Here is an 11,466-nt window from a genome sequence, read left to right as displayed (position 1 = left end):
TGAATCATGAAGCCATGGGTTCATTCATAAGCTAACAAAATGGTTAATCCTAAATATATGGTGAAAATGACATTCTTCCGAATTCTTGATGGACAATGGACATCCGGGAGGCTTAGGAAGCGATTTTAACATAGGACAGCCGGCAGAAAAAATTGGCATATTAGATCGGCGCATAAATGAACGAAAAAAAGCGGGAAAGGGTTTTGACGGCGGATATCGAACACTTTACAATAAGGATATATCCCCCGGGCCAATCTCCCCTGAATCAGGTCCGGAGCAGTTTTCGTTCCTTTCAAATTATTCCCCGTTATCAATATTTTTCCAGTATTTCCAATCAACTCTGTACGATTTCGAATCAACCGGTTTATTCCATTTTGTCATGCCATATCATGCATTGTGAACTCTTTATCTGCCGTTCATCGAACCACTCATTTTATCTCATCTACTGAAGAAGCTTTACTACCCTAAGTTAAGGAGGCTCTTCCTAATGAAGAAAAAGGAAATGGTGGCCATGCTTTTGGCTGGAGGTCAAGGGAAAAGACTGAAGAGCTTGACCAAATCGATTGCAAAACCGGCTGTTTATTTTGGAGGCACCTACCGCATTATCGATTTCCCGCTCAGCAACTGCACCAATTCGGGAATCGACACCGTAGGTGTGTTGACTCAATATGAACCTCTCGTACTGAGTTCCTATATCGGCATCGGCAGCGATTGGGATTTGAACCGCAAGAACGGGGGCGTCTACGTCCTGCCTCCGCATGAGAAGGAAGACGGCAGCAGCTGGTACCGGGGAACCGCTGACGCCATTTACCGGAATCTGAAATTCGTCGACCAGTTCGATCCCGAGCATGTGCTCATCCTTTCAGGCGATCATATATACAAGATGAATTACAATGCCATGCTTGAGTACCATAAGGAAAGAAATGCCGACTGCACGATCTCCGTCATCGACGTCCCCTTGGAGGAGGCGAGCCGGTTCGGTATTTTAAATACACAAGAGGATCTGAAGATTTACGAATTCGAAGAGAAGCCTGCCCAGCCGAAGAGCACGCTGGCTTCCATGGGCGTCTATATTTTCAAATGGGAGGTTCTGCGCCGCGCCCTGCTGGAGGATGGCGAGAATCAGGCTTCGTCCCATGATTTTGGCAAGGATATTCTGCCATCGCTGCTCTCCAAGGGCAGATCCATGTACGCCTATCCGTTCAAGGGATACTGGAGAGACGTCGGCACAGTCAACAGCCTCTGGGAAGCCAATATGGACCTTTTAAGCGACAATCCGCCTCTTAACCTGAACGATCCTGCCTGGAGAATCTATACACGCAATCCGAATCAGCCCGCCCAGTATGTGGCTCCGGGCGCATCTGTCTCCGGCTCCATCATCAACGAGGGCTGCATCGTCTGCGGACATGTGCGGCATTCCGTCCTCTTCTATGGCGTCGAGGTAGGGGAAGGCAGCGTCATTACGGATTCCGTAATCATGCCGAAGGTCAAAATCGGCCAGAATGTCCGCATTCATAAAGCCATCATCAGCGAGAATACGGTGATCGAGGACGGCATGGAGATCGGAACCGAGCGGGAGAACGAGGACGAAATTCTGCTGATCGACAACCGGAACAAGAAACGCCGCTCCATACCGGTCAAGACCGTATAATTCATTGTAGAAGGGGACGGATTTCAATGAAACAGCTCATGGGAGTAATCAATCTGGATCATGAATTGGACCATTTGAACGAATTGACCTATTTCCGGTGCGGGGCGGCCGTACCTTTTGCAAGCCGTTACCGTCTGATCGATTTCGTCCTGTCCAATATGATGCACGCCGAGCTTGAAAGCGTTGGCGTATTCGTTCGCCGCAAATACCGCTCGCTGATGGACCATCTGGGAGACGGGAAGTCCTGGGACATGAACCGCAAGCATGGCGGGCTGTTCATTCTGCCTCCGGACTGGAATGATCCGACCGATACGTCGCTCGGGGATCTTCAGCATTATCATAACAACCTGGACTTCTTCAAACGGGCATCCGCCAAATATATCGTGCATTCCGGAAGCCAGCATATCAATACGGCCGATTTCCAGAAAGTGTTCGATTATCATATTCAAAAAGGCGCTGACGTCACGCTCGTCTACAAGAAGATCGACCAGCTTCAGCCCGAGCATGATCCCTGCCTGCGGCTTGAGGTCGGGGAAGACGGCTTCGTGACGAACATCCACCAGGAGAAGACCCATCCCAATGTCTATCTGGATTTGTTCATTATGGAAAAAGAGCTCTTTCTGCAGCAGGTGGAATACTGCATCGCTCATGGCGAGAGCTACTTCTTCCGGGATGCCATCCAGAAGAGACGCGGCAATCTCAAGATCGCGGCCTATGAGTATACCGGCTATCACGCCGTCATCAATTCGGTGGCCAGCTATTATAAGAACAGTCTGGAGCTGTTGAAGCGGGAGGAGTACCTGAGCCTGTTCCGGGACAATCCGATCCAGACCAAAATCAAGTACGAGGCGCCGACCCGTTATCTGGAGAGCGCTAACGTCAGCAACTCGCTTGTGGCGAACGGCTGCGTGATCGCCGGAACCGTGGAGAACAGCGTCATCTTCCGCGGTGTTCAGATTCATAAGGGCGCGCGGGTTGTCAATTCCGTCGTCATGCAGAAATGCGTGATCGAGGAGGACGCTGTGATCGAGAACGTGATTCTCGACAAGGATGTCCAGCTGAGCCGGGACCGGATTCTGGTCGGCGACAGCAAGCGTCCGTTCGTCATTGCCAAGAGCAGCAAAATGTAAGGAACATGGTGCAAGGAATTCCGGCTCAGCCGTTATCCCGAATATGGAGATCAGGAGGAAACTGCCAGTTGTTTACCAATAAAGAAGCATTCAAAGAAGCGTTTGTCGATCGTTTGGTCTCAAGCTTGGGCAAGCCGCTGGAAGAAGCCTCGGATGCCGACGTTTATCAGGTGCTTGGCAGTCTGGTCCGCGCCCAGATCGGGCGGAACTGGGCAGATACGAACCAGAAATACAAGAACGGCCGGGAGAAGCAGGTCTACTACTTCTCGATGGAGTTCCTGATCGGCCGTCTGCTCGGCAACAATTTGCTGAACATGGGCGTGCTGGAGATGGTGCGGGACGGACTCGCCGATCTCGGCTTCCGTCTTCAGGACATCGAGGAGCAGGAAGCGGATGCAGGCCTCGGCAACGGCGGTCTCGGCCGGCTGGCGGCCTGCTTCCTGGATTCGCTCGCCTCGCTGCAGTATGCGGGACACGGCTGCGGCATCCGGTACAAATACGGGTTGTTCGAGCAGAAGATCGTGGACGGGTATCAGGTCGAGCTTCCCGATACCTGGCTCCAGAAGGATAATGTGTGGGAGGTCCGCCGGGAAGACAAGAGCGTCGATGTCCGGTTCTGGGGGCGGATTGAAACCGGTAAAATCGGAGACCGCCTCACCTTCGAGCACAAGGACTATGAGACCGTCCGCGCTGTGGCTTATGATATTCCGATTATCGGAGCGGACCGGCGGCATGTGAACACGCTTCGCAACTGGAGCGCGGAATCCATTCTTCAGCCGGACCGGACGCGGGGGCTTGAATCGGGAACCGATTATCATAAATTCCTGGAATACAAGCGCTCCGTGGAATCCATTTCGGAATTCCTCTATCCGGACGACTCCCAGTACGAGGGCAAGCTGCTTCGCCTGAAGCAGCAGTATTTCCTCTGCAGCGCGGGTCTGCAGAGCATACTGCGCACCTTCTCGAAGCTGAACCTGCCTCTGTCCGCGCTGCCGGACAAGGTGGCTCTGCATATCAACGATACGCATCCGACCCTGGTCATTCCGGAGCTGATGCGGATTCTGATGGACGATAAGGGCCTGGAATGGGATGAGGCCTGGAGCATGACGACGCGAATGGTCTCCTATACGAACCATACCATTCTCAGCGAGGCGCTGGAGAAATGGCCGGTGAACATGGTCCGGGAGCTTCTCCCTCGCGTGTACATGATCATTGACGAGATTAACGCCAGATTCTGCGCCCAGCTTCTGGACCGGTATCCGGGGGATCAGAACCGGATTTCGCAGATGGCAATCATTTACGGAGACCAGGTCCGGATGGCGCATCTGGCTATTGTGGCGAGCCACAGCGTCAATGGTGTGGCGGCGCTTCACACCGATATTTTGCGGAAACGGGAAATGAAGCTGTTCGATGAGTTTTACCCGCACCGCTTCAATAACAAGACCAACGGCATTACCCACCGGCGCTGGCTGATGCACGCCAATCCCGAGCTGGCTGCGCTCATCACCGAAGCGATCGGGCCGCGCTGGATGCGTCATCCGCAGGAAATGATCGGGCTGATCAAGCTCTGCGAGGATGCTTCCTTCCAGCAGAAGATCGGGGAGATCAAGCGCAGCAACAAGCTGCGTCTGGCGGAGTACATCAAGTACAAGCATCATACCGAGGTCGATCCGGACTCCATCTTCGATGTTCAGGTCAAACGCCTGCACGCCTACAAGCGTCAGCTGCTCAATATCCTGCACATCATCCATCTCTACAACCAGATCAAGGCCAGTCCGGGGATCGACATGGTGCCGCGCACCTTTATCTTCGGGGCCAAGGCTGCTCCGAGCTACCATCTGGCGAAGCGGATCATCAAGCTGATCAACACCGTAGCCGACATCGTTCAGAAGGACAAGGACGTGAACGGCAAGATCCGGATTTTCTTCCTGGAGAACTACTCCGTCTCGCTGGCCGAGAAGATTATCCCGGCGGCGGATGTCAGCGAACAGATTTCGACGGCGAGCAAAGAAGCCTCCGGAACCGGGAACATGAAATTCATGATGAATGGAGCGCTGACGGTCGGAACGCTCGATGGAGCAAATGTCGAGATGCATGAAATGGTCGGAGCCGACAACATGTTCCTGTTCGGCCTGAGCGCTCAGCAGGTTATGGATTATTATCAGTACGGCGGCTATTACGCCCGCGATATGTACAACAGTGACAGCCGGATCAAAGAGGTGCTGGAACAGTTGATTACACCGGGGCCAATCTGCTGTTTCCACCAGGATTTCGAGAATATTTACCGCTCGCTGCTCGACAACAACGACGAATTCTTCGTGCTGAAGGACTTCCCGAGCTATGTCGAGACGCATGTCGAGATTGACCGGGCTTACCGCAACCGCAGCGAATGGCTGAAGAAGTCGATTATCAACATCGCCCATTCCGGCAAGTTCTCCAGCGACAATACGATCAGCCGCTATGCGTCTGAAATCTGGAACATCCGGCCGGTCCCGCTGGATTAACCTGGCCGGTTCCCTAAAGTCCGGTACACATCAAACGGCTGTACTCCATAGAGGAGCACAGCCGTTTGGCGTTTGATTGAGAAATATGAATATAAGGGATAAAGGACGGATTACAGCACGTCGAGCACAACAGAAGCGAAGCGTTCCAGGAAACGCCGTTCTTCGTCGTCAAACCGGTGCTTCAGCGGGCTGTCGATGTCCATGACGCCAAGCAGCCGGCCTTCTTTGACCAGAGGCACGACAATTTCACTGTTGGATGCAGCGTCGCAAGCAATATGCCCCGGGAAGGCATGCACATCGTCCACGACTAGCGTCCGGCGTTCCTGCGCGGCTGTGCCGCAGACACCGCGGCCGAGCGGGATGCGGATACAGGCTGGCAGCCCCTGAAACGGCCCCAGTACAAGCTCGGTGCCGTCGAACAGGTAGAAGCCCGCCCAATTCGTATCCGCCATTGAAAATTTAAGCAGCGCCGAAGCATTCGCCAGGTTGGCGATCGCGTTCGGTTCATCTTGGATTAACGCCTCCAGTTGGGAGAGAACGGAGGCGAACCGGTCGCTGCGCGTTCCGTCATAGGGCATGGCCTGAAACATGATGCATCACCTTTCTGTGGGAAAAGTCTGTCTCTTTCGTAAAGTGGTTGTAATAATCAACATAGTACAGCCTTTGAGCAGCCGTCAAGCCCCCGGATTGTTTTGTCAAACAATAGTTCAAATGTGTTCTGTTTCCGGGTAGGCATTGTGTTTCCCGCCTCCGGACACAGGGTAATTACTTCATGAATATCCCTAACGAATGACTGGCTTAAATGGCCGGAAGGAGTGTATAATGCGCGCCGATGTTCAGAACATGTTTATTGGAATTCACATGCTCTATAACGCCCGCGAAAGGAACCTGACGGTGACGGATATGCAGAATGAGCTTGAGGGATTCGGCTATCGTATAGGCGAGCGGGAAGTCAAGCAGGAGCTGGAACGGCTGACACAGGACAACTTTCTGACCGCCCATGGCGAGGAGTACAGCATTACGGGCACGGGAATCGAGGAGTTCAAGGAGATCCGGGCCAAGCTCGAGCTGTTGTGCAGCGAGGTTCTCAAGCCGGCCAAGGCTGCGGTCAAAGTGGAGTAACGCGGGCGGGGATTTCGCCTAGTCCGGTACGTATGCATAGAATGGATAGCGATGGCGTCTGAAGGGACCCGGCGGTTGCCGGTCTTCTCGGACGCTATTTTTGTGAGTCAAGGTGCAGTATAATGGATAAGTTGGAAAAAAGGAGGGACTCTCATGGAGATGACCATTGGGATGGCGCCAATACTGACGGGTCGCCGGCTTGTGCTGCGCGCTCTGCGGCGTGAGGACGCCGATTCTCTTCTCCGCTGCTGGAGTGATTCGGAAACCGCACACTGGCTCGGAATTGCACCTCCCGGATCGGTAGGGGAAGCGGAGGCGATGATCGGCGTCCTTCTGGAGATGGAGGCCGTGCAGGAGAGTCTGCGGTGGAGCGTTACGCTGCACGGAGGTGAAGTCATCGGCAGCTGCGGTTATAATCAATGGCAGCTGACTGGAGCTTTCCGTGGCGAGATCGGCTGTGAGCTGACCCCCTCATTTCGAGGCCGGGGATATATGCGCGAAGCCCTCGCGCTGATTCTGGGATACGGCTTCCGCGAAATGGGGCTGAACCGGATCGAAGCACTGTGCCAGCCGGGCAACATCCGGGCTGGACGGCTGATGTCGTCGCTCGGCTTCCGGCGCGAGGGCACGCTGCGGGAATACCGGCATACCCCCGAAGGATATGCCGACGTGGATATGTATGCGCTCCTGCAACGGGGATGGCGGGAGGACGATGGCCTGAAAGGATAGGCTGCTGCCGCTAGCATCCATGCACCTATGATATTGATAGAGAGAGAAGGATTACGATTTCATGAAATTACCAAAAATGACGGAACGCAGCCTCATCCTGACCGGTGTGCTGCTCGCCACTTTTCTGGCCGCGATCGAAGGAACGGTTACGGGGCCGGCGGGACCCGCAATCGTCGGGGACTTCGAAGGCATGCAGTGGCTCAGCTGGATCTTTACCGCCTACCTGCTTGCCATGGCGGTAACGACCCCGATCTTCGGCAAGGTCAGCGATTTATTCGGCCGGAAGCCTGTATTTCTCGGGGGTACAGCCGTCTTCCTGACGGGCTCTCTGCTCTGCGGCCTGTCCGGCAGCATGGAGCAGCTGGTGGCGTTCCGTGCGCTCCAGGGAATCGGGGCGGGCGCGCTCATTCCCATGACGTTCACCATCATCGGCGACACATACAGCATTGAAGAGCGGGCCAAGACCCAGGGCTTGCTGAGCTCGGTCTGGGGCATCTCCTCGCTGGTCGGGCCGCTGCTTGGCGGCTATGTGGTTGAGTACCTAAGCTGGCGGTGGGTATTCGTCTTCAATCTGCCGTTCGGCCTCCTGGCGATTCTCTTCATCGCCCGATTCCTGAAAGAGAAGAACGTACGCCGCAAGACGCAGATCGACGGCTGGGGTGTGCTGCTGTTCGCAGTAGGCATGAGCGCGCTGCTGTTCGCTCTTTCCACGGGAGGCCAGACCTACCCTTGGAGCTCGCCGCTCATTATCGCTGCGATTGCGGGAGCCGCAGTACTGCTCACCTTATTCCTGGCGGTGGAACGTCGCGTTCCGGAGCCGATGCTGCCCTTGAACCTGTTCCGGGTGCGCAATATCGCGTACTCGACCGGGGCCAATCTTCTCGTCAGCACGCTGATTATCGGGTTGTCCACCTACGTGCCACTGTGGGTGCAGGGTGTCGATGGGGGAAGCGCAGCGCTTTCCGGTCTGCTGCTGGCGCCGATGTCGGTCGGCTGGATGTTCGGCTCCGTGGCGGGCGGACGCATGATTCTGCGAGCGGGCTCGCGCCGGACGGCGATGCTGGGGCTTGCGCTGATCGTGGCGGGCGCCGCCGGACTTGCCCTGCTGAGCCAGGGGACGCCGAAGCTCTGGCTGCTCCTGCTAACGCTGCTGTGCGGCGTCGGCTTCGGCTACTGCTCGACGGTGTTCACCATCATCGCCCAGTCCTCGGTCGGCCGCGAGATGAGAGGGGCGTCCACAGCGTTGAACACCTTCACCCGTTCGCTGGGCCAGACGGTAGGCGTCGCCGTGTTCGGCTCATGGCTGAACCTGCGAATCGCCCGGCTGCTGGAAAATTCCGCTTCGGCTGGCGTGAGCGCCGAGGACGTCAACAAGCTGCTGAACGGTGGGGAGGGAGCTGCTTCTACCGGCAGCGTAAACGGCATTCTGCGGACGGCACTTGAGGGCGGTTTGCATTCGCTCTTTCTAATGATGGCGGCCATATCGGCGCTGTCTCTTCTCGTTTCCTGGGGGCTGCACACCGGCGTCCCGTCGCAGGAGCAGGAGGGAGACAAGCTGTCTGCCTGAAGCCGAGGCGACTGACGCGCCCGCTTCACTCGGTTGGTTAAATATCAAGCCCGTTTATTTTTAATAGAGTTAAATGCCCTTTCCGCCGAGCGGACGGAGCTTAGTTTGTTCGATACCCGCAATGAGCGGTCTTGCCTTCTGGATGAGTCTCTTGGACTCCTCCAGCGATAATGAGGCTTGATGAGCTGACGCATCACTCCAGATTTCGGTCACCCACACGCTGCTCGCGTCGTTCTCGGGAAGGTTAACCACATACAAAACGCAGCCGTGAACGTCTTCCATGCCGCTTGCGGCTTCCAACAGCATCTGAGCAAGTGTGTCGCGTTGACCTTCATGAGTGGTGAATTTTGTATATAAACTCAATTTGTCCAATCTAGTTTCTCCTTTCCACCTAGTGTATCTGGGATTGGGCACTTGATATCCATCATAGAGTGAATGTTCGGATTCTTCAAATGGCTGGACATCAAAAAGAAACGCACGGCAATCCTTGAGCGGATTTCCGTGCGTTGTTGTTGTACGGCTAGGGCGGGCAAGAAGATGTTCGCCAAGCTTAAGTCTATTTCCGGGGAAGCGGAGACAGCTTCTCGGCCTGAAGGCCCATCTTCTTCAGCAGTGTAATCATCTGCTCCTTCTCCTCGTCATTCAAGCCGCTGAAAGCGAGATGAATGCGCTCCGAGTACTTCGGATACATATCGTTCATCAGCTGCTCGCCTTCCGGCGTAAGCTCCGCGAAGATCACGCGACGGTCGCTGGCGCAGGGCTTGCGCTGCAGGTAGCCGCGCTCCTCCAGCTTGTCGATCACGTACGTGACATTGCCGCTCTGGAGCAGCAGCTTGGCGCCGATCTGTTGAATCGGCTGCGGCCCTTTATAATAGAGAACTTCCATTACAGCAAAGGCCGTAGGATTGAATCCCTCGATCTTGCTTCCAATGACGGCATGCTCATTGATGCTCTTGAAAGATTTGGCGAACACCCGATACAAATGCAGCGTCAGCTGGGTATCGCGTTCATAGGATTGTATCATGCATCTCTCACCCTTTTAATTTATTCTAACGCGGGCCGCCCGCAGGGTTAACAACACTTCAACCTGAGAGCACGGTCACCTTTACAGTACCTGTATTTATTTATACAATACGTTAAAAAACTTTCGAAAAACATGTGATTTGTCACAATGAGCAACTTTTAATTATTAAAAATCAAAATGCTTTACATCCCCGGACTGAGGCAAAAATCAGACCCGGGGAACGCGAGCTTCCATCCCGGAGGCCGATGGTTCATTCACTCTTCCGTCTTAAGATAAAGGTACGAAAACCAAACGGAAGAATGGAGTGAACGTGAATGTCTACTGTAAACACAATGAAGAGCTCTGGTCCCAGGCTGACGGCTAACCGGCCTCTGATGCGGCTTCTAGCCGCGCAGCTTGTATCAAACATCGGAGATTGGCTGTATGTGCTGGCCTTGCTGACCATGGTGGGATTGAAATGGCATGCGACTCCCTGGGAGATCGCCGCTGTCTCCCTCTGTATGGCCGTTCCCATGCTGCTCGGCGGTCCGCTCGCCGGGCTGGCTGCTGACCGAATGAACCGCAAGGCGCTGATGATCGGTTCTGACCTCATCCGTGTGGTCATTGTGGGTGCACTGATTTTTGCGAATTCGCTGTTTCAGGTCTATTTGCTTCTGCTGCTGAAGGGAGCCATGGATGTCGTCTTCTCTCCGGCCAAAAGCGGCAAGCTGAAGGAACTCGTCTCCTCCTCGCAGATGGACAGTGCGGTTAGCATCAGCTCTGCGATCGAGCAGATCACCAAGATCATCGGCCCGGCCGCAGGCGGACTCCTGGTAGCGGCATTCGGCGTATCCGTCTGCTATCTGATCGATGCCGGCACCTTCCTCGCCTCGGCCGCGATACTGGTCTTTCTGCCGCGCGAACGGAGAGCGGCCGCCCCTGCCGGAGAGCATGCCAGCCGGAAGAATGCGGCATCCTTCCGCAGCGAGCTGTCCGCGGGCCTCCGCCTGATCGCCAGCATGCCCATTGTAATGAGCGGCGTTATCATGCTTGTCAGTGCTCTGTTCGTTCTCAACATCGCCGACTCCCAGGTTGTGACGCTGTTCAGAATTATCCCCGGTGTCAGCGGCGATCTGCTTGGCTGGTGTGTAGGAGCGAGCGGTCTTGGCACACTGATCGCGGCGCTTGCAGCGGGCAAACTCGGCGCCTCGCGCCGACCGCTGGTGTTTATGGGCGGCGGCGCTGCGCTGATGGGCCTCGTATTTGCTGTCGCAGCGGTTGTTACGGCTTACGGCACACCCGGCACGCTGATCTATATCACCCTGTTCTCGGCCTTTCTCCTGGCCGGCGCCGGAGCTGGCTTCGTCTTCGTTCCTTTCTCAGCAATGCTGCAAAAACGGACGCCCGAGGCGTATACCGGCCGCGTCTTCGGCACCGCGAACAGCCTGACCAGCGCGGCGGTCATTCTGGGACCGGTCGCCGGCGGCGCGCTGGTTACGGCATCCGGGCCGGTGGTTGCGTTCATCGTATCCGGCCTGTCCGCGATACTGCTCGGGCTGCTCGCTCTGGGGCTGCGCGGGTATATCGAACGCCGTGACAGCGCCGTCGCGGTAGCAGCGCAGGATAGCTCCTCCGCCGCTCATTCCCTGCTGTAAAAACTTCCGGACGCATGATAAGATAGGGTGGAAAATGCAAGGAAAAGCATGAATCGCGATAAGCAGCGGGGAGCCTGTACGAGGGACCCCGCTTCTGTGCGGTTT

At 55.5% G+C, this 11,466-nt stretch carries 11 protein-coding genes; 8 read left to right on the top strand and 3 right to left on the bottom strand.

Going from position 1 to position 11,466, the window contains the following annotated elements; translation table 11 throughout:
- Positions 1 to 88: 88 nt before the first annotated feature.
- The 4 genes from KIH86_RS09830 (at position 89) to KIH86_RS09815 (ending at position 5,285) form a co-directional block, all read left to right on the top strand.
- On the top strand, positions 89 to 400 hold the full coding sequence (locus KIH86_RS09830) for a hypothetical protein (protein ID WP_223110418.1): 312 nt from the start codon (positions 89 to 91) through the stop codon (positions 398 to 400).
- Positions 401 to 487: 87 nt separating this feature from the next.
- Positions 488 to 1,651 (top strand): glucose-1-phosphate adenylyltransferase, encoded by a 1,164-nt coding sequence (locus KIH86_RS09825; RefSeq protein ID WP_223084257.1) that lies wholly within the window; start codon positions 488 to 490, stop codon positions 1,649 to 1,651.
- Positions 1,652 to 1,677: 26 nt separating this feature from the next.
- Positions 1,678 to 2,781, top strand: a complete 1,104-nt coding sequence (gene glgD, locus KIH86_RS09820) for a glucose-1-phosphate adenylyltransferase subunit GlgD (RefSeq protein ID WP_223084256.1) — start codon at positions 1,678 to 1,680, stop codon at positions 2,779 to 2,781.
- A gap of 68 nt (positions 2,782 to 2,849) precedes the next feature.
- The gene (locus KIH86_RS09815; protein WP_223084255.1) at positions 2,850 to 5,285 is read left to right on the top strand and encodes a glycogen/starch/alpha-glucan phosphorylase; all 2,436 of its coding nucleotides are present in this window, start codon (positions 2,850 to 2,852) and stop codon (positions 5,283 to 5,285) included.
- A gap of 110 nt (positions 5,286 to 5,395) precedes the next feature.
- On the opposite strand, the gene KIH86_RS09810 is transcribed toward KIH86_RS09815, so the two are convergent.
- Positions 5,396 to 5,875, bottom strand: a complete 480-nt coding sequence (locus KIH86_RS09810) for a GAF domain-containing protein (protein WP_223084254.1) — start codon at positions 5,873 to 5,875, stop codon at positions 5,396 to 5,398.
- A 232-nt stretch (positions 5,876 to 6,107) separates the two neighbouring features.
- Between KIH86_RS09810 and KIH86_RS09805 the strand changes: the two genes are divergently transcribed.
- The 3 genes from KIH86_RS09805 (at position 6,108) to KIH86_RS09795 (ending at position 8,703) form a co-directional block, all read left to right on the top strand.
- Positions 6,108 to 6,407 (top strand): hypothetical protein, encoded by a 300-nt coding sequence (locus KIH86_RS09805; protein ID WP_223084253.1) that lies wholly within the window; start codon positions 6,108 to 6,110, stop codon positions 6,405 to 6,407.
- 153 nt (positions 6,408 to 6,560) lie between these two features.
- Complete coding sequence (locus KIH86_RS09800; RefSeq protein ID WP_223084252.1) at positions 6,561 to 7,136, top strand: GNAT family N-acetyltransferase; 576 nt, start codon at positions 6,561 to 6,563, stop codon at positions 7,134 to 7,136.
- A gap of 61 nt (positions 7,137 to 7,197) precedes the next feature.
- On the top strand, positions 7,198 to 8,703 hold the full coding sequence (locus tag KIH86_RS09795) for an MDR family MFS transporter (RefSeq protein ID WP_235775337.1): 1,506 nt from the start codon (positions 7,198 to 7,200) through the stop codon (positions 8,701 to 8,703).
- Between the two features lie 69 nt (positions 8,704 to 8,772).
- Here KIH86_RS09795 and KIH86_RS09790 read toward each other — a convergent pair whose 3' ends face one another.
- Together KIH86_RS09790 and KIH86_RS09785 are read right to left on the bottom strand one after the other, a co-directional pair.
- The gene (locus KIH86_RS09790; protein WP_223084251.1) at positions 8,773 to 9,075 is read right to left on the bottom strand and encodes a putative quinol monooxygenase; all 303 of its coding nucleotides are present in this window, start codon (positions 9,073 to 9,075) and stop codon (positions 8,773 to 8,775) included.
- Positions 9,076 to 9,259: 184 nt separating this feature from the next.
- Entirely contained in the window at positions 9,260 to 9,727 is a 468-nt protein-coding gene (locus KIH86_RS09785) for a MarR family winged helix-turn-helix transcriptional regulator (RefSeq protein WP_223084250.1), read from the bottom strand.
- Between the two features lie 314 nt (positions 9,728 to 10,041).
- Here KIH86_RS09785 and KIH86_RS09780 point away from each other — a divergent pair, with 314 nt between their 5' ends.
- The gene (locus KIH86_RS09780; protein WP_223084249.1) at positions 10,042 to 11,361 is read left to right on the top strand and encodes an MFS transporter; all 1,320 of its coding nucleotides are present in this window, start codon (positions 10,042 to 10,044) and stop codon (positions 11,359 to 11,361) included.
- Positions 11,362 to 11,466 lie beyond the last annotated feature (105 nt).

Origin of the sequence: Paenibacillus sinensis (genome assembly GCF_019904155.1) — a bacterium.
In the GTDB taxonomy this organism is placed as follows: domain Bacteria; phylum Bacillota; class Bacilli; order Paenibacillales; family Paenibacillaceae; genus Paenibacillus_AQ; species Paenibacillus_AQ sinensis.
Note: the sequence above shows the minus strand (reverse complement) of the source record. Positions and strands in the feature narration are given on the sequence as shown.

What these genes read in the sequence shown, in the direction of transcription:
- KIH86_RS09830 (WP_223110418.1), top strand. Translation starts at nt 89, where the DNA reads ATGGACAATGGACATCCGGGAGGCTTAGGAAGCGATTTTAACATAGGA.
- KIH86_RS09795 (WP_235775337.1), top strand. Translation starts at nt 7,198, where the DNA reads ATGAAATTACCAAAAATGACGGAACGCAGCCTCATCCTGACCGGTGTG.
- KIH86_RS09800 (WP_223084252.1), top strand. Translation starts at nt 6,561, where the DNA reads ATGGAGATGACCATTGGGATGGCGCCAATACTGACGGGTCGCCGGCTT.
- KIH86_RS09780 (WP_223084249.1), top strand. Translation starts at nt 10,042, where the DNA reads ATGTCTACTGTAAACACAATGAAGAGCTCTGGTCCCAGGCTGACGGCT.
- KIH86_RS09785 (WP_223084250.1), bottom strand. Translation starts at nt 9,727, where the DNA reads ATGATACAATCCTATGAACGCGATACCCAGCTGACGCTGCATTTGTAT.
- glgD (WP_223084256.1), top strand. Translation starts at nt 1,678, where the DNA reads ATGAAACAGCTCATGGGAGTAATCAATCTGGATCATGAATTGGACCAT.
- KIH86_RS09805 (WP_223084253.1), top strand. Translation starts at nt 6,108, where the DNA reads ATGCGCGCCGATGTTCAGAACATGTTTATTGGAATTCACATGCTCTAT.
- KIH86_RS09810 (WP_223084254.1), bottom strand. Translation starts at nt 5,875, where the DNA reads ATGTTTCAGGCCATGCCCTATGACGGAACGCGCAGCGACCGGTTCGCC.
- KIH86_RS09825 (WP_223084257.1), top strand. Translation starts at nt 488, where the DNA reads ATGAAGAAAAAGGAAATGGTGGCCATGCTTTTGGCTGGAGGTCAAGGG.